The organism is Rhizorhabdus dicambivorans (assembly GCF_002355275.1).
In the GTDB taxonomy this organism is placed as follows: domain Bacteria; phylum Pseudomonadota; class Alphaproteobacteria; order Sphingomonadales; family Sphingomonadaceae; genus Rhizorhabdus; species Rhizorhabdus dicambivorans.
This window is the reverse complement of the sequence record NZ_CP023449.1, coordinates 3999366-4019386: the sequence shown is the minus strand read 5'-3', so window position 1 is coordinate 4019386 and position 20021 is coordinate 3999366. Positions and strand designations below refer to the sequence as shown.

Genomic DNA, 20021 nt, shown 5'->3' with positions numbered 1-20021 from the left:
GCATAGTCAGGCCACACCCGATCGGACTGGCCAGCATCATGAGAAGCTGCCGCGCTTTACCGCGCGAGCAGACCGCGGTCGGCTGCGCCAATCGACCCATATCCCTGCAACATAACGATAATCTGAGAGATGAGGATCATGAAGAAGCTCTGCTGGAAGACAAGCCTGTGGCTGGGGGCTGCCACGATCGCCTTTGCAGCACCCGTGTCGGCACAGCCGGCGGCCGCGCCGGGCCAAGGGGCCGAGAATGGCGAAACCGGGCTGACCGACATCGTCGTCACCGCCACCCGCCGCGCGGAATCGCTGCAGCGTGTCCCGATCGCGGTCACGGCGCTGTCGGGCGAAGACGTGCAGCGCAACCGCATCCAGAATTTCGCGGACGTCGTCCAGGCAGTGCCTGGCCTGTCCTTCATCCCGTTCAAGGGCGCGAGCACCACCGCGATCCAGATTCGCGGACAGAGCCAGACCAACGACGCGCCGGGGCTCGACCTGCCGGTCGCGGTGTTCATCGATGACATTTATTACGGCACCACGGCCTCGTTCGATGCCGATTTCTACGATGTCGCCCAGATTGCCGTGCTGCGCGGGCCCCAGGGCACCACCTTCGGCCGCAACGTGGTCGGCGGCGCGCTCCAGATCACCACCCGCCGGCCCGAATTCGATGCCGCTTCCGGCGAGATCAATGCCAGCCTGCTCAGCCGTCCCGGATTCGAGGCCAACGGTTTCTTCAACCTGCCGCTGTCAGACAAGGTCGCGGCGCGCACCGCGTTCAGCTTCCACCATGTCGATGGCTATACGAAGAATGTCTTCACCGGGAACAAGCTCAACGACCTGAAAAGCTACAGCCTGCGCGGATCGCTGCGCTTCCAGCCGCGCGACGATCTGGAGATCAACCTCAAGGCATCCTATCTGCGCCAGAACAACGCCGGCAGCCATGGCCGCCTGTTCGGCCCCGGTTTCTTTGTGGCGCAGCAGAACCAGTTTGCGCCCGATGTCCACGATAGCTACGCCGATTATGACGGCTATGTGCGGCGTCACGTCTTCTCGATCGTCGGCCATCTCGACTGGACGACGGCTCTCGGCACCGTCACCGCGATCACATCCTACCGCTCGCTCAAGCAGCAATGGGGCGAGGATATCGACGCGACCCCGCTGCCGCTCCAGTTCCCGCGCAAGGACGTCAACGACGAATGGGCGTTCAGCCAGGAACTGCGGCTGACGTCGGAGAAGGGACGGACGCTCGAATATATCCTTGGCGCCTATTATTCGCGTGACAGCATCTACAAGCTGATCGAACTGAACCAGAACGGTACCTTCACCCAGTCCTATCTGTCGGTGATAACCGGCGGGGTGTTCCAGCGGGCGCTGGCGGCGGGCCTCGCCAAGACGACCAGCTTCGCGCCCTATGCCGAGATGAAGTTCAACCTGTCGGATCAGCTCGCGATCACGGCCGGCGCCCGCTATACCACCGACAGGAAGCGCGGCTATACCGATCATCAGGGTTTCAGCTTCGCCTATGGCGCCGCCTATTTCGTCAACTGGGGCAAGAATTTCAGCGGCTTCACGCCGCGCGCGATCGTCGAGTTCAAGCCCAATCGTGACGTGCTGCTCTATGGCAGCGTCTCGCGCGGCTACAAGGGCGGTGGCTTCTCGATCGCGGCCACCAATGTCCAGCGCGCGCTGACGCCGCTGAAGCCGGAACGCAGCACCAGCTATGAACTGGGCGCCAAGACCAGCTGGTTTGACCGCCGGCTGCGTGCCAATGTCGCGCTCTACCAGGCTGATACCAAGGATCTCCAGGTTCGCTCGCTCGTCGGCGGCGTGTTCCAGGACTCCAATGCCGGCAAGGCGCGGGTCAAGGGTGTCGAGCTGGAACTGCTCGGCAAGGTTTCGCCGCTTCTCTCGCTGGGCGCCAACTATGCCTACACCCATGCCCGCTACATCAGTTTCCCGAATTGCACTTCGGGGGGCGCGAACTGCACCGGCAACACATTGCCCAACGTTCCGACCCATGACGTGACCGTCTTCGCGGAACTCAACCTGCCGATCGGCGGGGGTGAGCTCGGCCTGCGCGTGTCGGATAAATATGCGACCAAATATCAGCTCGATGCCGTCAACGCGCAGCAGATCGTGGTGCCGCTGACCGCGCAGAAGCATTTCGTCAACGCGTCGGCGACCTATCAGCCCGATGGCCAGCCGTGGAAGGTCCAGCTGTTCGTGCGCAATCTGCTGAACAAATGGTCGGCCACGGCATCGGGCAATTATTTCTTCTATGCGCTGACCCCGGCCGACTATGCAGCCGGTGCCCGGGAGGTAGACCGTGTGTCGGTAACGCCACCCAGGATGTTCGGCGGCACTTTCAGCTACAAATTCTGACGCGTCCCGCCCGGCGTGACCATCGCCCCGGTCTTCGCACCGGGGCGATCTCTTTTTCGAGCGGTCAGTTCGTGGCTCGCATCCTCGCCGCGAAGAAGCCGGCCAGTTCGTCCAGCACATCGTCGGCACCCTGCAGAGGCTCGTCCTGCTCTTCCATCACGCGTTCGAGCGCACGGACCTGCGAGAGGATGTGGATGAACGCGCCGTGCAGGAAATAGAGGCCCATCAGCACGCGGCGGCGCGGCACCCCGGGGTTGGCGCGCAGGAAGATGTCGATGACATATTTGATCACGTCGTCGTAGAAGGGGCTGGTGAGGATGCTCACCCGGTCCCGCCGATCCAGATTCTGCAGTGACACGATCAGCCGGATATAGGCGGCCCAGTCCTTGCCGCGGCCGATCTTCTCCATCGGCGGACGGCCATAGGCCCTGACCAGCGCTTCATTGCTCGGCTGCCCCGGGGCGGCCTCGGCGATCACCTGTTCGAAAGCGGCGAGCATGTCGGCGCGATGTTCGGCCGCGCGGCGCTCGATCACCGCGACGAACAATTTGTCCTTCGTGCCGAAATGATAGCTGGCGAGGGCATTCTCGACCCGGGCATGAACGGTGATGTCGCGTAACGACACACCATAATATCCGCGCACCGAGAAAAGCTCCTCGGCGGCGTCGAGGATGCGCATGCGCGTCTGCTCGCCTTTGGCGGAGCCCCTGCGACCGCGCGAAACCGTGCTCCCCTGTTCGTTCCCCTCTTCCATGTGGGCCCTTTTGGCATGGTGTCTTCACCGATCGACCTATCAGAAGTGCCAATATCAAATTTTTCTTGGTGGATCGACCAAGACCTCTCCGCAAAATTGGCGGATCGACCAATATTCTACCGACGGGAGAGTGAGGCGTGGACCACATCAACGAGTTCGAACCGGCGGGTGCGTCGTTCGAGGAGGTCTACGGTTTTCTGGCCGAGGCGCGCGATAAGGCGCCCATCTTCTGGTCCGAGAAGCATCAGGGCTGGATCGTCACCCGCTATGACGATGTCGTGAAGATCGCGCGCAGCGGGGCCTTCACCGTCGAGAATGCACTCCAGGCCGCGCAGGGCGGTGCCTATTGCCCCGAGGCGGCGCGCATCCTCGGCACCGGCGTGGACTGGAACAAGACCCGGCACGTCCAGTCCGGCGACGGCCCCGACCATGCCCGTTTCCGCCGCGCGATCATGGGGGTGATCAACCCCAAGCGGCTGCGCGAGATGCAGCCCATCGTCGACGGCCTGGTGGAGCGGCTGATCGATGGATTCATCGCGCGCGGCTCGTGCGAATATGTCTCGGAGTTCGCCTATCCGCTGGCGATGCTGACCACGCTCAACCTGATCGGCTTCAACGAGGCCGAGGACGATATGAGCCATTTCCCGGTCTGGATCGACGACACCTTCCGGCTGCTGCTCGCCGCGCTGACCGAAGAGGAGCAGGTCTCCGCCGCCAAGAACGCCGTCGCTTTCCAGGACTATATCCGCGCCAAGATCGTCGCCCGCCGCGAAAATCCCAAGGACGACCTGCTGAGCGACATCCTCGCCGAACTGTCGAGCGGGCGGGCGAACCTGACCGAGGACGAGCTCGTGATCATGTTCACCCACAGCTTCGTCGGTGCCGGACATGAGACCACGAAGCTCGCCCTCACCAACACCATCTATCACCTGCTGGAGAAGCGCGAGCGCTGGAATGCGCTGCTCGCCAATCCGGATCGGGTGAGCGATTTCGTCGAGGAAAGCCTGCGCTTCGATGCGCCGCTGCTCGCCTGGTTCCGCTACTGCACCGAGGATAGCGAGATCGGCGGGCAGACGATCCGCAAGGGCGACAAGGTCGTCATGATGCTCGGTTCGGCCAATCACGATGCCGGCAAATATGGCGATTCCGAACAGTTCTGCCCGTTCCGGGGCGAGGCTGTGCCGCACATGACCTTCAACACCGGCAAGCATTTCTGCGCCGGCGCGCCGCTCGCGCGGATGGAACTCAACGCCGCGCTGGCGCACCTTTCGCGGCGCATTCCCAGCCTGCGGCTGAAACCCGACCAGGCGATCAGCTACGTGCCCAATTTCGGCAGCCGGGTAATCACGGCGCTACAGCTCGAATGGGATGTCGCGTGAGCTCTATCCGGAGGAACCGGCGATGACCGATCGATGGATCCGCGATCAGCTCGAGGTCCGCTGCTGCATAGAAAGCTATTCGGACGCGGTGATGCGGCGCGACAGCGGCGCGGTGATGGCGCTTTGGGCCGACGACTGCCGCTGGGGCGTTCCGGACATGCCGGGCCTGGAGGAAGTGCTGGGCAAGGATGCGATCCGCAAGGCGTTCGAGGACGCGCAGGCGCTGTTCCCCTTCGTCTTCCTGCTCTGCGTTCCGCAGCACGTCGCGATCGACGGCGATCAGGCCGTGGCTCGCACCTACACCACGGAGACGCTGAAAGATCACAGCGGAAGCATCCGCAAGGCGCTGGGCCGCTACGACGATCGGCTCGACCGCATCGACGGCCGCTGGCTGTTCACCGAGCGCATCTGGACGATGCTGTTCAGCGAATGACGAAACACAATCCGGCCGTTCGGGAAGGCGCGCCGTTTCAGGGAAAGGTAAAAGCATGAAGGTTTATCGGCAATTCGGCATCCGCGCGGCGCTGATGGTCGGCGCGGCGATGCTGGCGACGGCGGCAGCGGCCCAGGAGGCCCCCGCTCCGGCGGCGCACCCCGAAGCTGCGGCGGGCGAGGGCGAGGCGATCGGCGACATCGTCGTCACCGCGCAGCGCCGCTCGGAATCGGTCCGCAAGGTGCCGATCACCATCGTCGCCCAGACCGGCGCGGAACTCGCCAGGTCGGGCATCTCCAACATGCGCGACCTCAACCAGGTCGTGCCCGGGCTGAACTTCACCGCCCAGGGCCCGTTCGCCCAGCCCAACCTGCGCGGCGTCAGCACCACGCTGACAGCGGCGGGCGCGGATTCGCCGATCGCCATCTATCTGGATGGGCTCTATCAGCCCAACCAGCAGGGCAATATCTTCGACCTGCCCGACGTCGAGCGGATCGAGGTGCTGAAGGGTCCGCAGGGCACATTGTTCGGCCGTAACGCGACCGGGGGTGCCATCTCTGTCACCACCAAGTCGCCCAGCTTCAAGCCGGAGGGTGAGTTCACCGTCACCGAAGGGCTCTATGTCGGCAACAACGTCAAGACGTCGAACCACCTGACCGCCAAGGGCTATGTCAGCGGTCCGATCACGGACACGCTCGCCGCCAGCATTGCCGGCTTCTACGAGAACACCGCCGGCTATCTGACCAACGACCTGACCGGCAAGCGCGCCGGCAATGTCGATGCCTATATCGTGCGGGCCAAGCTCCGCTTCGAACCGAGCTCCGACATCCGTTTCCTGCTGTCAGCCTATGCCGGCCGCCGCAACGATCATGCCGGCAACACGATGCGCTCGCTGAACGGCGTCACCATCTCCAGCTTTTTCCCCGACGTCACCTACAGCCAGCATCCGTGGCACGTCGTCGGCGAGCTCAAGGACAGCGAAGGCATCTCCAAGACCAAGAGCCGTGGCGCCTCGCTCAAGAGCGAGTTCGACATCGGCGGCATCGGCACGCTGACGTCGTTGACCGGCTACAGCTATGTCAACGGCCTGGTCGTATCCGATATCGACGGCACCCATGCGCCGAGCTGCGTCGCGGCGTTCGCCTGCATCACCCCCTATGTCGTCTATTATGGGCCGAGCAGGACCTTCCAGCAGGAACTGAACTTCGCCTCCGAACAGATCGGTGACGTCCGCTTCGTCGGCGGCCTCTTCTACTATCGCGACAATTCTCACCTCGACAGCGAGGTGAACAATCCGCTGGTCGGCGGCAAGCCGCAGCCGGGAGCCCCCTTCTTCACGGCGTCGCAGGTCAAGACCAAGGCGCTGGCGGCGTTCGGTGAGCTGACCTGGGATGCGAGCGAAGCGCTGCATGTCACCGGCGGCCTGCGCTATTCGTGGGAGCGCAAGCGCGGCGTCGGATCGCTGCTCGGTTCGGCCCCGTTCGACTTCGGCGGCGGCCCGAGCTGGGACGCATGGACCCCGCGCATCTCGGTCCGCTACGACATCGACAGCCGCACCAACGTCTATGCGACCTACAGCAAGGGCTTCAAGAGCGGGGTGCTGGAGTCGGTCAACCTCAGCAACGACGTGGCCCAGCCCGAGACGCTCACCTCCTACGAAATCGGCGTCAAATATGGCTCGCCCAATGCCAGCCTGAGCGTGTCGGCCTTCTACTATGACTATAAGGACCTGCAGGTTCAGTTCTACCTGGGCCTGGGCACCGTGCTCGGCAATGCGTCGAAGGCGAAGATCTACGGCTTCGACATCGACGGGTCACTGCGGCTCAGCGACAGCCTGACGATCCGCGCGGCCGGCTCCTGGCTGCCGCATGCCAAATATGGTGCCTACCCGAACGGCGTCGCATTCGATTTCCCGCTGACGGCTGCCGGCCTCCAGCAGGTGCAATATGACGCGAGCGGAGACCGTCTGCTCAAGACGCCGAAGTTCAGCGGTAACCTGACGCTCAACTACAACCGCGAGATGCTGGGCGGAAAGGTCGACGGCAACGCGACGCTCTATTATTCCTCCTCCTATAAGTGGGAGCTGACCGGCCGGGTCAAGACCCACGGCTACGCGACCCTCAACAGCCAGATCGGCTACACGCCGGAGGACAGCCGCTGGCGGTTCGGCATCTATGGCCGCAACCTCACCAACAAGGCCTATGTCGTCGCCACCACCATCTCGAACGAGGGCGACGCGGGCGCCTATGCCCCGCCGCGCGAGATCGGCGTCAGCCTCGGTTACAAGTTCTGAAAGGAAGGACGATGACGGCAAGCGAAGGCGTACTGGCAGGCAAGGTGGCGATCGTCACCGGCGCGGCGCAGGGCATGGGCGCGGCCTTTGCCCGGGCGCTGGCCGGGGCGGGGGCGAAGGTGCTTGTCACCGACATCAACGCCGGTGGAGCCGAGGCGGTGGCCGCCGCGATCGGCGCCAACGCCCGGTCCCATGCCTTCGATGTCACCTCGGCCGAGCAATGGGCCGGGGCCATCACGGCGGCGGAAGAGGCCTTCGGTCCGGTCTCGGTGCTGGTGAACAACGCCGGCATCGCGATCTGGGGCGATCTGGAACATTGCCCGGAGGACGAGGCGCGGCGGATGATCGACGTCGATGTGCTGGGCGTGTTCCAGGGCATCAAGGCGATCATTCCGGCAATGCGCCGCGCGGGCGGCGGCAGCATCGTCAACATCGCAAGCTGCGCGGCGATGCGCGGGGTGCGCTCGCTGTCGCTCTACACCGCCTGCAAATGGGCGGTGCGCGGCATGACGAAATGCGTCGCGCTGGAGGTGGGCGACGACAATATCCGCGTCAACGCCGTCCATCCCGGCATGATCGATACGGCTATGACCGTCGGCATGGATGACCCGGTCGACCAGCCGATCAAGCGCAAGGGTTCGCCTGACGAGGTCGCCCAGACCGTGGTCTTCCTGGCCTCGGATGCCTCTTCCTACACCACGGGTTGCGACTTTGTGGTCGATGGCGGCCTGTCGATCTGCTCGGCCACCTGAACCGATCAATATCCCCCCTGCGCCGTCCCCGCCCCTGCGGGGGCGGCGATTTTTTATTGCGCCGAGAGGCCCCCGTCGATCACCAGCTCGGCGCCGGTCACGAACTTCGCCTCGTCGGAGCAGAGATAGACGGCCGCCCAGGCGACATCGTCGGTATCGCCGACCCGTCCCATTGGCACCTGCCGGGCGAGCTTGGCGATCATCGCGCCATGGTCGGCGCCCGCGCCAAGGCCATCGATCAGCGGCGTGTCGATGAAGGTCGGGTGGATCGAATTGCAGCGCACCGCATAGCCCTTGCGCGCGCAATGGAGCGCGACGGACTTGCTGAGGTGTCGTACCGCCGCCTTGGATGAATTATAGCTGGCGAAATTGCCGGCCGCGACCATCGCCGAAACCGATGAGATATTCAGGATGGCGCCACCATGGCCGTCCCTCTCCGTCGTCCGCGTCATAAGCGGCAGCAGCGTGCGGCAGCCGAGGAACACGCCGTCGAGATTGATCGCATGGGTCTTGCGCCAGCTGGCGAGATCGGTGTCCTCGACCGAACCCGGCTCGCATATACCGGCATTGTTGACGAGGATATGGAGCCCGCCCAGCACGGCTTCGGCCTGCTCGGCGGCGGCGGCCCAGCCCGCCTCGTCGGTAACGTCGAGGCGCATCGCATGGCCGCCGGCTGCGCTTGCGGCCTGCGCCGCCCTGTCGCCATCGATGTCGGTGAACAATATGGTGGCGCCCTGCGCGGCGAAGCGCGAGGCGATCGCCCGGCCGATGCCGGATCCTGCGCCGGTTACCAGCGCGGTCTTGCCGGCCAGGCGGCCCTGTTCAGCCATTGATTTCGAGAAGGCCGGCGGCGCCCATACCCGCTCCGATGCACATGGTGACGACCGCCCAGCGGATGCCACGGCGCCTGCCCTCGATCAAGGCGTGGCCCACGCAACGCGCGCCGGTCATGCCATAGGGGTGGCCGACGGCGATGGCGCCGCCATCGACATTGACCTTGTCGGGATCGAGGCCGAGCTTGTCGCGGCAATAGACCGCCTGCGATGCGAAGGCCTCGTTGAGCTCCCACAACCCGATATCGCCGACCGTCAGGCCATGGCGTTCGAGCAGGCGGGGAACGGCGAAGACGGGGCCGATGCCCATCTCCTCCGGCTCGCAGCCCGCGGTGGCGAAGCCGCGGAACCATCCGAGCGGGGATATTCCGCGTCGATCGGCTTCGGCCCCGCTCATCATCACGCAGGCGCTGGCGCCGTCGGACTGCTGGCTGGCATTGCCGGCGGTAACGAAGCGGCCATCCTTCACGATCGCTCCGTTCTTGTAGACCGGGGCGAGGGCCTGGAGCGATTCCAGGGTAGTATCCGCGCGGTTGCATTCGTCGGAAGTCACCGTCACTTCCACGTCGACGGTGGTGCCGCTGGCCTTGTCGGCCTTCTTCCAGATGGTGGTCAGCGGCACGATCTCGGCGTCGAAGCGGCCGGCGGCCTGAGCGGCGGCGGTGCGCTGCTGGCTCAGCAGGGCGAACGCGTCCTGAGCCTCGCGGCTGACGCCATAGCGGTCGGCGACGATCTCCGCAGTCTCGATCATCGGCATCCAGAGGGCGGGCTTGGTCTGGAGTAGGCCGGCCTCGGTGGCGTGTCCCAGGTTGAAGCTGCCGCCCCGTTCGACCAGCGAGATCGATTCGACGCCACCGGCGACCATAACCGGCACGCCTTCACCGCGGATGCGGCCAGCCGCCATGGCGATCGCCTGGAGGCCCGAAGCGCAGTAGCGGTTGACGGTGGCGCCGCTGGTCGACGCGGGGCAGCCCGCCGCGATCGCGGCGTTGCGGCCGATGTTGAAGCCGGTCGCCCCTTCGGGATGGCTGGTGCCGAGCAGCACGTCCTCGACCTCGGCGGGATCGAGCTTCGCGCGCTCGACAGCATGGCTGATCGCGTGGCCGGCGAGGCGGATGGGGTGGGTGGCGTTGAAACTGCCCCGCACCGATTTGGCCATGCCGGTGCGTGCGGTGGAGACAATGGCGACGTCGGTCATCATATGGTCCTTCTCAGCCCGTGGCGCCGCCGGCGACCGTGATTACCTGGCCGCTGATGAAGTTGGATTCGGGGGTGCAGAACAGATAGGCGGCATTGGCCGCCTCTTCCGGCGTGCCCCAGCGCCCGATCGGGATCTGCGCGCTGATGGCCTGGTGAAGCTTCTCCGGAATGCCCATCGCGATCTCGCGGTCGCCGATCTTCACCGCCGGCTTGTCGCCCGCCACCGGCTGGACGATCCGGGTCTGGATCACGCCATAGGCGATCGCGTTGACGTTGACCTTGTAGCGGCCCCATTCCTTGGCAAGCGTCCGGGTCATGCCGATGATCGCGGCCTTGCCGGCCGAATAGGACACCTGGCCGGGATTGCCTGCCAGCGCCACGATCGACGAGATGTTGACGACCTTGCGGAATATCTCCTGGCCGTTCTCGGCTTCGATGCGGGCCTGCTCGCGGAAGTGCGGGAAGGCGGCCTTGAGAATGCGGAACGGCGCCGCCGCGTGGACGTCGAGCATGGCTTCGAACTGGTCGCTGTCGGCCTTCTGCATAAGGTTGTCGAGCGCATAGCCGGCATTGTTGATGACGATATCGAGCCGGCCGAATTCGTTCAGTGCCGCGCCGACGAAGCGGTCGCCGAAGTCGGCGGCGGTGACGTCCCCCACCACCGTCGTCGCACGGCCGCCGATCGCCTCGATCGCGGCCTTCGCCTCGGCTGCGGGTGCCTCGTCGATATCGTTGATCACGACGGCGGCCCCTTCCGAGGCGAGCTTGAGCGCCATCGCCCGCCCGATCCCACGGCCGGAGCCGGAAACGATCGCGACCTTACCATCCAAGCTGGACAAAGATTCCTCCATCATCGGGCCGATGCCTATTGGAGCGGCTCTATGGTGGGGGAGAGCGGGGGCAAACTAGTCGCTTTGCTAGTGGATGACTGCTGACCGCCGCACGATGACGCTGGATCGAAAGGGAGGATCTGATGGACGTCGATGTGGTCAGGAACTGGACGGCTGGCCCGATCGTGGAAGACTATGATGCGTCGCGCACCATTCTCTATGCGCTCGGCCTCGGCATCCGGCCCGAGGGAAGCGATCTGGACTATGTCTATGAGAAGCGGTTGCAGGCCGTTCCCACCATGGCGGTGATGATCGCCAATGAAGGTTTCTGGTTGCAGGATCCTCGCACCGGGGTCGACTGGAGCAAGATCCTGCATGGCGCCCAGGGCCTCGAGCTCTATCGTCCGCTGCCGGCCACCGGCCGGCTCGTCGGTCATATGAAGGTCGATGCGGTGATCGACCGGGGCGAGGGCAAGGGCGCGACGATCATCTATTCGCGGACGCTGACCGATCCGGAGAATGGCGAGACGGTGGCCGTGGTGCGCGCTACCATCATCGCGCGCGGCGATGGCGGCTTTGGAGAATCGAGCGGAACCGCCGAACTGCCGCATCCGATGCCCGACGGGGCGCCCGATCTTTCGGCCGCGATCGAAACGCGGCCGGACCTAGCGGCGATCTATCGCCTGTCGGGAGACTTCAACCCGCTGCACATCGATCCCGATTTCGCGCGCAAGGCGGGTTTCGAGCGACCGATCCTGCATGGGCTGTGTAGCTATGGGATCGCCGCTCGCGCCGCGATCGGTGCGCTGTGCGATGGCGATCCCGGGCGGCTGCGCCGTTTCGACGCGCGCTTCTCGGCGCCGGTTTTCGCGGGCGACACGCTCGTCACCGAAATGTGGCGCGAAGGCGATGGTCAGGCGGCTTTCCGCGTCCGTGCCGCCGAACGCGATCAACTCGTGCTGAGCAACGGGCTGGTGCGCTGGAACTGATCCGCGCCGACCAGCACATAGGCCAGTTGTCCGCGTTCCCCCGCACTCCAAGCTGGCGCCGCAATGGCAGGGGAGCGGCGGTCGGATGACGGGCAAGACGGGGACGGAGGGTGTCGCCCGCAGCATGGTCGCTGCCACGGTGGCGATCGGGGCGGGGATCGGCTGCATCAACGCGCTGCAGCCTATCCTGCTCGGCTCGATGCTTGACGCGGGCCGGCTGTCGGTGACGCAGATCGGCCAGGGCGCGACCGCCGAGTTGACCGGCATGGCGCTAGCCACCACCGTGGCCGCCCTGCGGCTGGAGCCGGTGGCGCTGCGGCGCCGGGCCGCGGTGGCGCTGGTCGCGATGCTCGCGGCCAACCTGCTGACCCCGGCGATGCACGGGGGTGCGGTGCTGGCGTGCCGCTTCGTCAACGGGATGGGGACGGGATTCCTGTTCTGGATATTCGTCGGTCTGGTGAGCCGTTCGGCGACGCCCGGGCGGCTGTTCGCCATCTATATCAGCGTCCAGGCCACCGGCGCGCTGCTGTTGTCGATGCTGCTATCCTCGGTGCTGGTGCCCCGGCTGGGCCCGCTTGGCGGCTATGGCACGTTAGCGGCGATCGATCTGGGCCTGTTGCTGTTCGCCATGCCGCGCATCGCCACGGGCTATGGAGGGGAACAGGCGCAGCGGGGCGGCTTGCCTCCGGCGGCGGGGCTGCTTGCACTGGCTTCGGTGGGCTGTCTGCTCGGCGGGATCATGGCGCTGTGGGTCTATGCCTTGCCGCTGTTCCGGGCGCTCGGCCATGGCGATGCGGCATCGCACGTCGCGATTTCCGCCGCGATCGGTTGTCAGATAGCGGGGGGCGTGCTCTCGTCGATCCTGGCGGAACGGCTGCGGCCGCTGCCGGTCTGCATCGGCGCGGCGTTGGTGTGCATCGGCTGCGTCCTGACGATCTTCCTGCTGCGTGCCGATATGGTGCTGAACGTGGCGATGGGCATTTATGCCTTGTGCTGGATGGGCGTGCCTGCCTTCCAGCTGCCGCTGCTGATCCGGCTCGATCCTTCGTTGCGCGCGGTGCTGCTGATCGGCAGCGCACAGATGCTGGGGCTGTCGCTCACTCCCGTGATCGCCTCGGCGTTCATCAGCCATCATGGCGTGACGGCCGTCGCCTGGGTTGCGGTCGCATTCATGGCGATCTCGATCCTCGTCCTGTTGCTGGCCATGGCGACGGCGCGGGCCGCTTCGGCCCGATCGGAGGTCGCGCCTGCCCCTCCGGGCTGTTAACCTCGCCGCCAGATAAAGGAGGAGAGTGAGGATGGGAGGCAATCTGGGTCGGATCGGAATCTGGACGATCGAGCTGCGCCTGGGCGACCCGGGCGAGACGGCTGAGGCCGCGGCCGAGCTGGACGCGCTCGGCTATGGCGCGATCTGGATGCCGGGCGGCATAGACGATGGCGTGCTGCACGATGTCGGCCGGCTGCTCAATGCCACCAGCCGGGCGGTGATCGCCACGGGTATCATCAATATCTGGAAACAGCCGGCGGCAGATGTCGCTGCCTGGTGGGCGGGGCAATCGGCCGAGCGGCAGGCCCGCACGATGCTGGGCCTCGGGATCAGCCATGGCCCGCTGATAGAGGGCTATGCCAAGCCGGTGGCGACGATGGCCGCCTATCTCGACGGGCTCGACGCCGCCGGCATGGGGCCGGAACGCCGCTGCCTCGCGGCATTGGGCCCCAAGATGCTGGATCTTGCGCGCGACCGGGCGGCGGGCGCGCATCCCTATCTGACGACGCCTGCGCACAGCAGGATCGCCCGCGAGCGGCTGGGGCCCGGTGCGCTGCTGGCGCCCGAGCAGGGCGTCATCCTCGAAACCGACCCGGACAAGGCCCGCGCCATCGGTCGCGCCGCGCTGGAACGCTATCGGCGCCTGCCCAACTATGTGAACAGCTGGCTGCGGCTTGGCTATGACGAAGAGGATGTGAAGGGCAGCGACCGGCTGGTCGATGCGCTCTTCCTGTGGGGCGGGATGGAGCGGATCCGCGCGGGGGTGCAGGCGCATCTCGATGCGGGTGCCGATCATGTCTGCCTGCAGGTGATCCGGGGCGATGCCTTCGCATCCAAGGATCTGCCGCGCGAGGAGTGGCGTCAGCTGGCGGCGGCGCTGCTATAGATCGCTCCCCCAGGCGACAGCGCCGTCGATCAGCGTCGCGCGCACGTCGCGCGCCTGTAGCCGCGTGCGCGCCAGCGACCAGGGGCGGTCGAGCAGGCAGAGATCGGCATCGGCGCCGGGCGCGATCCGGCGCTGGCGTGACAGGTCCGCAGGATCGGCGAGGAACAAGGCCAGCGCCTCCTCGGGACTAAGGGCTTCCTCCGCACCGACGATCCGACCCTTGTAGGTCCGGCGGGAGACGGCCGCGCGCATCGCCGCCCAGGGATCGGGCTCGCCGAACGGCGCGTCGCTGCCTCCGGCCAGCACCAGTCCCGTGCTCGCCAGCGACCGCAGCCTGTAGAGAACGGGGACAAGCTCGGGCTCGACATCCGCCAGATAGCGGTCGCCGCGCTCGGCGACGAAGTTCGGCTGGGTGACGACGCGCAGTTCCAGCCTGACCATCTCCGCTACCAGTGGATCGGGCGCGATCGAGGCATGTTCGATGCGGTCGCCTTGCCGCGATCCCGCGGCATCGAAGGCGGCAAGCGTATAGGCCAGCTCGGTCTCGGTGGTGCAATGGACTGCGACCGGCCATCCGTTGTCATGCGCGGTGGCGATGAAGGCGGTCGCCTCGTCGAGCGGCGGCAGATCATGTTCGTGCAGATGAAGCTTGGCGCAGCCGGGCCGCAGCATCGCCGTGAACCGAGCATCGGCCAATGCCAGCGTTCCGGAGAGCAGGCAGCGCTGGCGGAGCCTGCCTTCGGCCTGTTCCGTGGCGAACCAGGCGGCGGCCGTCGCGTCGTTGGCCGGCGACATCTCGGTGACGCCGGTAATACCGTAGGAGGCGAGCAAGGCGCTGGTGTCGGCGAGCGGCGGCGGGGTGCCGCCCAGCGCCTCGCGCAGCCAGCGGTCGGCATCGAACAGGCGGCCGGTATAGCGGCCGTCGACCTGTTCGAGGCCCGGCGGCGGGGTGGATGCGCCCAGCAGGATATCGAGCGCGGAGGAGTTGAGGAACCACATCCGGCCCGAGCGGTGCTGGATGCGCACCGGGCGATCGGGCAGCATGTCGTCGAGCGTGCGGGCGTCCAGCATTCCGGCGATCGACTCATGATAGCCGATGCCGCGCAGCCAGCCGGTGCCCGGCTGTCTCAGCCGCTCGCGCAGGGCCGGCTCATCCTCCACCTCCGGCGGGCCGCACAGGATCGAGGCGCGTTTCGCGGCCAGCGCGGGCAGGTGGATATGATGATCGTGCAGGCCGGGGATCAGCAGGCCGCCCTCCGCGTCCAGCAACGCTTCTTCCCCTGCACGGTCGAGCCTGCCGATCGCGGCGATGCGGCCATGGGCGATCCGCACATCGGCTGGGCTGCCATCCAGCAGGCTGGCGTTCCGGATCAACATGGCGCGCTTCCCAGCCAGGCGCCGGTGTCGGCGCCAAGCGGCTGTACCGGGCCAGTCGCCCGCATCCGCGGGACGGGGAAGGGGCGGCCCGCCGCCGCCGCCCATTGCCGCAGGTTCGCATCGAGCGCATCCGCGTCGCGCGCCCGTTCCGACCGCAGCGCCTCGGCCACGACGTCGCGCATCGACAGCGCTATCCGCGCACCCGTGCCCGAGGCCCAGCGTTCCCAGCCAATCCGGGCGGCAGCGATGCCGGTCAGCGGATCGGCGATGGCGTCCCCGACGAAGCCGATCCTGCCCGATGCGGCGAGGAGCGCGGCACTCAGCCCGCCCGCCACGCCGGCATCGTCGCCAAATCCGACCCAGTTGGCCGCGTCCCCGGCGACGCCGTGCGCGGTGATGGTGAGCCAGACGAGGCCCTGGCGCTGCCCCACGATCCGCTCCGCGTCGATGCCGAGCTGGGCCAGCGCGCGCGGGCGGGCTGCTTCGATGACGATGTCGGCGCGGTCGATCAGACCCAGCAGTGCCGCCCGGCCACCGCGGCCATGCAGGTCTATCGCCACATTCGCCTTGCCCTGGTTGAGGCGGGCGAACAGGCCGGGGTCGCCGTCGCGCATCGCATCGGGCCGACGCGGGCTCTCGACCTTCACGACGGTCGCCCCGGCCAGGCCGAGCAGATGGCCCGCGAGCGGACCCGCCCAGAGCGCGGACAAGTCTATCACCAGCGGCGAGGCTGGAAGCGGGGTTGCGCGCGGGCGACCATCGGTCATCACCAAGGCGGCAGGCCCGGGGCGGCTTTCGTCCAGCGCCGCCATGGCCAGCCCTAGCTCGCGCCCGAGGGGCAGCAACTCGGAGCGGCGTCGTTCTGCCACGGCGCGCTCGATGGCCCCGTCGTCGTTCGGATCGAGCGTCCCGTCGCCAAACAGCGCCGGGAGCAGTTCGCGGTCGTCGGGACGAGCGAGATTGAAAGCGATCCAGCCGTCGAGCGCGGTGACGAGCCGGCAGCCACCGCCCGCCGAGACCGTGCCGGGAATGCGCAATCCATTGAGTGCCGCGCGTTCGCCCAGCAGGGTCGCCCCATCGAGCGCTTCAATCGCGGCCGAGCCGGTTGCGCACGCCAACCGGCGCAACTCGGTTTCCGCCCAGTGATGCAGCGGCAAGGCGATATCGTCGCGCGCTTCCATCATCCCGGCTTATTGGCCTGCTGCCGCCGTGGAAAGCCGCTTTCGGGCATGGCCAGATTTATGGGCCTATTTGGCCTTTTCCCATTTGCCGTCGACCCGGATCATCTTGACGCCGCAATGGCGGCAAACGCTCGTGACGGTCGTGGCGGATTCCTGAATCCGTCCGCGCGACCGCTTGTGATGGCCGAGCAGGCATTGCAGCCTTTGTATGAGCCCCGATCGCGTCGCCATTCCTCTGCCCTTGAGGATGTGACTCCAGTGATTCGAACTGTGGGGTAATTATGGTTAACGCGCAATCCCGCACGAACCGGGCGCTGGTTCAAATCGGGATTTATTCGGCCTCGTAGCCCGGTTCCGCCGGGTGGACGATTTGAGGCACGGCATTGTCCTACGTCCTATGTTTGGACAATCACATAAAAAGGGAGGCGGTCGCCACCAGGACGCCGCCCCCTTTGCCGTGTGGATGTCGAGCCTCGACCGCTTCTCCGTCGGCTGATCCGGCCCAAACCAGAACTCTAGCGCGAAAGGCCCCTGCGATCGGCGCTAAGCGCGACTTTTACGTCGTCCTTCTGGCGCATCACATAGTAGCGGGACGATTCGATCGCATCGCGGCGCTGTTCGAACCGGTCGAGACGGTTCATCATCGTGCTGACGCGGGCGTTGGTGGTTGTCGGCGTGGATGGCCACATGTCGACTGCGGCTGCGGGCTGAGCCAGCCCACCGAGAGCAATCGTCACGCCGATAGCGGTGGCGGTGGTTTTGAACGACACGGGTTGTCTGCTAAGCAACAAATATTCCCCGCTCGGGCAAAGGACGCCCGTCGATGCGAATCGTTCCCTGGGAGGGGCTGCCGGCGGGGAGGCCGGGACGGCTAGGAAGCAGAGGAGCCTGTAATCGGGGCATCCACCGCCAGGAGCCACGCGGCTAGGCAGGCCAGCTTCTGCTCCTTCCGCCATGGCTTCCCCGCGGTTGCGCCAAAGGCCTTCAACTGTGCGTCGATTTCGACCGGGGAGAGCGCGAGCGCCTGCGCGGCGCGATCGGCCAGCGACTTCTCGTCCAGCTCCACCGTGCCGATCCCGCATCGGGAGAGCCCGGATCGCAAGGCTTCCCGTACCGCCAGCGCTTCGGCCACGGGCACATGCTCCGGCCAGGACAGGCTATAGTCGAGGAGGTCGGTGACCCATCCCGCCCGGTTGACCAATAGGCCCGCCCGGACGAGAGTGCCTTCGGCTCGCTCCAGTGCGTGCAGGATATTTCGCAGTCCGGCCTCGGCCAGCATGTCCTGCCGTCTGCGCCCTTCGGCGACGGCAGTTGCGGGATCGGCGACCGCGCCAGGATGCGGGGCCTGCGCCGTCTCGTACGCGACCCGGTAGGGCTCGAGCGACAGACGGTCGCCTTCCCTGTGGGTCGGGAGCAGGGTGGAGAGGATGAGTTTGGGCGCCCCCGCACGCACTCCCATAGCAACTACTGCAGCACCACCCTTCTGCGCGCGCAGGCCCAGGCCGATCGCTGAAATCATGGTATTGTCGTCCTCCCTCGTCGGGCAGCGTCGCGGACAAGCTATAATGACGGGCCGATGACGTGAACATCATCCCGAACCTTGGCTGATAGGAAGCAGCGCATCGAGGAACGATCGAGGGGGTCTTCCGCGGCCGCCGCATAACGGGCTCCCACTGGAGGACTTGCCTGACCCTAAGGAGGAAGACGGTGGGCTTTTCCCTGCCAACGGCGTTTCTGCAGGGAAAACGAGTTTCCAACAGGGATGGGACGTGGAATTTTATTTATTAAAACTCTGAATTTATGTTGCTTTTTCTCTCATTTCCCTAGTTTCAGTAGCAGGGAAATTATTTGGCTTTGCAGGGAAAATCGCCATGGCGAACTCCCTTGAGCAGTGAATTCGCAAAAATCATTGTTGTCCGCCCAATCCAACAGCTTTAGGATGTTCGGGTCGAGAAGGTACTCATCGTGGTTGCGATGGGGCTGTTTCGACGTGCCTCATTGCAACTGCACCTCGTAGTCGGCCTTCGGGCCATCGGAGTGTGTTGTTATGAAGAGTATTCGACCGACGAACGAAGTATCGCAGAACAGCCCGGCTTCATGGGCCAACCTACGTCTCCAGATCGAATATCGATCGCCCGTTGACCTCAAGACATATCATCGTCGATTGAGAAAGGCGGACGAGCGACTGGTCGCTGATATAATGCGGTCACTGGGAACGTTCGGCTGCGTGAGCCCATTGCTCATCGACGCCAATGATGTCGTTGTCGATGGCGAGAAGGTGGCGGAAGCGGCCAAACGGCTTGGTATCGCCGAGATCCCTGTGGTGCGCCTGGAGCATTTGAGTCCTGAGGAAGTCAGGCTGCTGAGGCTCAACCTTAACCAGCTTCAAACGCAGGGGGAGTGGGATCTCGAACAGCTAAGTGTCGAGTTTGGCGAATTGCTCAAAGTCGAGTTGCCTGTCTCAGTAGCAGAATCGGGTTTCTCGCTAGCCCAAATCGATGGCATCGTTTTCGGGAAGGCGGCGGTGGGGAAGCAGGAGCCTGAAATTCCTGGAGGTCCCGACGTTGCTCGCCTCGGCGATTTGTGGCTGCTTGGTGGACAGCGGATTTTTTGTGGATCTTCCCTCGAACGGGAAAGCTTTGAAATCCTGATGGGCAATGAACGTGCCCAAATGGTGTTTACCGATAGCCCATATAATGTAAAAATTGCAGGAAATGTCAGCGGTTTAGGTAAGAAGACCCATCGCGATTTCGTTCAAGGCGTTGGTGAGTTCGATGAGGACGGCTTCATCGAGTTCCAGACCAGCTACATTCGGAATCTCGCTGATTTTTGCGAGGATGGGTCCTTGCTTTATCTATGCATGGACCATCGGCACATGTGGGAAATCCAGTCGGGGATCCGTGCCAATGGTCTGGCCCATGTGAATCTAGCGATCTGGAACAAGCTTTCGGGCGCGATGGGATCCTTCTTAAGGTCACAGCACGAACTGATCTTCATCGTGAAGAAGGGGAAGGCACCACACCGTAACAATGTGAGGCTGGGCGCTAACGGCCGCAACCGTTCCAACATATTTGACTTTCCCGGAATGAGCCGGTTCGGCAAGGGTCGCGACGATCAGTTGGCTCTGCATAGCACCTGCAAACCGGTACCGCTGGTTGCCGAATGTATCTTGGATGTCACCGACAAGGGCGAAATCGTACTCGATTGCTTCCTGGGGTCGGGCACGACTTTGATTGCTGCGGAGCGGACGGGCCGTCTGTGTCGCGGCATGGAGCTTGATCCGCTTTATGTCGATGTAGCGATTCGGCGGTGGCAAGCGATGACCGACCAAGATGCGGTGTTGGCGGCTACCGGTCAGACATTCAGGGAGCTAGAGCTCGGGCGCCTGCAACCCGCCTCTGCTGAGATATCGCCTAAGGCGATCATCAGTCCACGGCCGCGCTCGCGCGCGATCTGAATGGTAGCGGGCTT

17 protein-coding genes are annotated in these 20021 nt (G+C 65.2%); 9 read left to right on the top strand and 8 right to left on the bottom strand.

Features of this window, described 5'->3' with window-relative positions; genetic code table 11:
- Window positions 1-138 precede the first annotated feature (138 nt).
- Window positions 139-2376 (top strand): TonB-dependent receptor, encoded by a 2238-nt coding sequence (locus tag CMV14_RS18900; protein ID WP_066961153.1) that lies wholly within the window; start codon window positions 139-141, stop codon window positions 2374-2376.
- Window positions 2377-2440: 64 nt separating this feature from the next.
- On the opposite strand, the gene CMV14_RS18895 is transcribed toward CMV14_RS18900, so the two are convergent.
- Entirely contained in the window at window positions 2441-3055 is a 615-nt protein-coding gene (locus tag CMV14_RS18895) for a TetR/AcrR family transcriptional regulator (protein WP_176489049.1), read from the bottom strand.
- A gap of 212 nt (window positions 3056-3267) precedes the next feature.
- Between CMV14_RS18895 and CMV14_RS18890 the strand changes: the two genes are divergently transcribed.
- Genes CMV14_RS18890 through CMV14_RS18875 form a run of 4 tightly spaced genes read left to right on the top strand, consistent with a single transcriptional unit; the run spans window position 3268 to window position 7987 of the window.
- On the top strand, window positions 3268-4509 hold the full coding sequence (locus CMV14_RS18890; protein WP_066961149.1) for a cytochrome P450: 1242 nt from the start codon (window positions 3268-3270) through the stop codon (window positions 4507-4509).
- 22 nt (window positions 4510-4531) lie between these two features.
- The gene (locus CMV14_RS18885) at window positions 4532-4942 is read left to right on the top strand and encodes a YybH family protein (RefSeq protein ID WP_066961517.1); all 411 of its coding nucleotides are present in this window, start codon (window positions 4532-4534) and stop codon (window positions 4940-4942) included.
- 55 nt (window positions 4943-4997) lie between these two features.
- Window positions 4998-7235 carry a TonB-dependent receptor gene (locus CMV14_RS18880; RefSeq protein ID WP_066961145.1) on the top strand — a complete coding sequence of 746 codons (2238 nt, stop codon included), beginning with the start codon at window positions 4998-5000 and terminating at the stop codon, window positions 7233-7235.
- An 11-nt stretch (window positions 7236-7246) separates the two neighbouring features.
- The gene (locus CMV14_RS18875; protein ID WP_066961142.1) at window positions 7247-7987 is read left to right on the top strand and encodes a glucose 1-dehydrogenase; all 741 of its coding nucleotides are present in this window, start codon (window positions 7247-7249) and stop codon (window positions 7985-7987) included.
- Window positions 7988-8040: 53 nt separating this feature from the next.
- Here the strand turns inward: CMV14_RS18875 and CMV14_RS18870 are convergent, their stop codons facing one another.
- From CMV14_RS18870 to CMV14_RS18860, 3 genes are read right to left on the bottom strand one after another with little or no spacing between them, the layout of a single operon-like run.
- Window positions 8041-8817, bottom strand: a complete 777-nt coding sequence (locus CMV14_RS18870) for a glucose 1-dehydrogenase (protein WP_066961139.1) — start codon at window positions 8815-8817, stop codon at window positions 8041-8043.
- A complete protein-coding gene (locus tag CMV14_RS18865; RefSeq protein WP_066961515.1) occupies window positions 8810-10018 on the bottom strand; it encodes an acetyl-CoA C-acyltransferase in 1209 nt (402 codons plus the stop codon). Before CMV14_RS18865 ends, CMV14_RS18870 begins: the two co-directional genes overlap by 8 nt.
- A gap of 13 nt (window positions 10019-10031) precedes the next feature.
- Window positions 10032-10859, bottom strand: coding sequence for an SDR family NAD(P)-dependent oxidoreductase (locus CMV14_RS18860; RefSeq protein WP_096367867.1), 828 nt, complete (start codon window positions 10857-10859; stop codon window positions 10032-10034).
- A 134-nt stretch (window positions 10860-10993) separates the two neighbouring features.
- Here CMV14_RS18860 and CMV14_RS18855 point away from each other — a divergent pair, with 134 nt between their 5' ends.
- From CMV14_RS18855 to CMV14_RS18845, 3 genes are all read left to right on the top strand, one after another.
- Window positions 10994-11839 carry a MaoC/PaaZ C-terminal domain-containing protein gene (locus tag CMV14_RS18855; RefSeq protein WP_066961136.1) on the top strand — a complete coding sequence of 282 codons (846 nt, stop codon included), beginning with the start codon at window positions 10994-10996 and terminating at the stop codon, window positions 11837-11839.
- A gap of 85 nt (window positions 11840-11924) precedes the next feature.
- Window positions 11925-13106 carry a hypothetical protein gene (locus CMV14_RS18850; RefSeq protein WP_066961132.1) on the top strand — a complete coding sequence of 394 codons (1182 nt, stop codon included), beginning with the start codon at window positions 11925-11927 and terminating at the stop codon, window positions 13104-13106.
- 31 nt (window positions 13107-13137) lie between these two features.
- The gene (locus CMV14_RS18845) at window positions 13138-13992 is read left to right on the top strand and encodes an LLM class F420-dependent oxidoreductase (protein ID WP_066961129.1); all 855 of its coding nucleotides are present in this window, start codon (window positions 13138-13140) and stop codon (window positions 13990-13992) included.
- Here CMV14_RS18845 and CMV14_RS18840 read toward each other — a convergent pair.
- The 4 genes from CMV14_RS18840 to CMV14_RS18825 all read right to left on the bottom strand — a co-directional run bounded on the left by CMV14_RS18840 (window position 13987) and on the right by CMV14_RS18825 (window position 18069).
- On the bottom strand, window positions 13987-15369 hold the full coding sequence (locus tag CMV14_RS18840) for an amidohydrolase family protein (RefSeq protein ID WP_066961125.1): 1383 nt from the start codon (window positions 15367-15369) through the stop codon (window positions 13987-13989). The genes CMV14_RS18845 and CMV14_RS18840 overlap by 6 nt on opposite strands.
- Window positions 15363-16553, bottom strand: coding sequence for a CoA transferase (locus tag CMV14_RS18835; RefSeq protein WP_238147089.1), 1191 nt, complete (start codon window positions 16551-16553; stop codon window positions 15363-15365). Before CMV14_RS18835 ends, CMV14_RS18840 begins: the two co-directional genes overlap by 7 nt.
- A gap of 512 nt (window positions 16554-17065) precedes the next feature.
- Window positions 17066-17320, bottom strand: coding sequence for a hypothetical protein (locus tag CMV14_RS18830; RefSeq protein WP_066961122.1), 255 nt, complete (start codon window positions 17318-17320; stop codon window positions 17066-17068).
- A 101-nt stretch (window positions 17321-17421) separates the two neighbouring features.
- Window positions 17422-18069 carry a hypothetical protein gene (locus CMV14_RS18825; protein ID WP_066961119.1) on the bottom strand — a complete coding sequence of 216 codons (648 nt, stop codon included), beginning with the start codon at window positions 18067-18069 and terminating at the stop codon, window positions 17422-17424.
- Window positions 18070-18597: 528 nt separating this feature from the next.
- Here CMV14_RS18825 and CMV14_RS18820 point away from each other — a divergent pair.
- Window positions 18598-20007, top strand: a complete 1410-nt coding sequence (locus CMV14_RS18820; RefSeq protein ID WP_083215750.1) for a DNA modification methylase — start codon at window positions 18598-18600, stop codon at window positions 20005-20007.
- Window positions 20008-20021 lie beyond the last annotated feature (14 nt).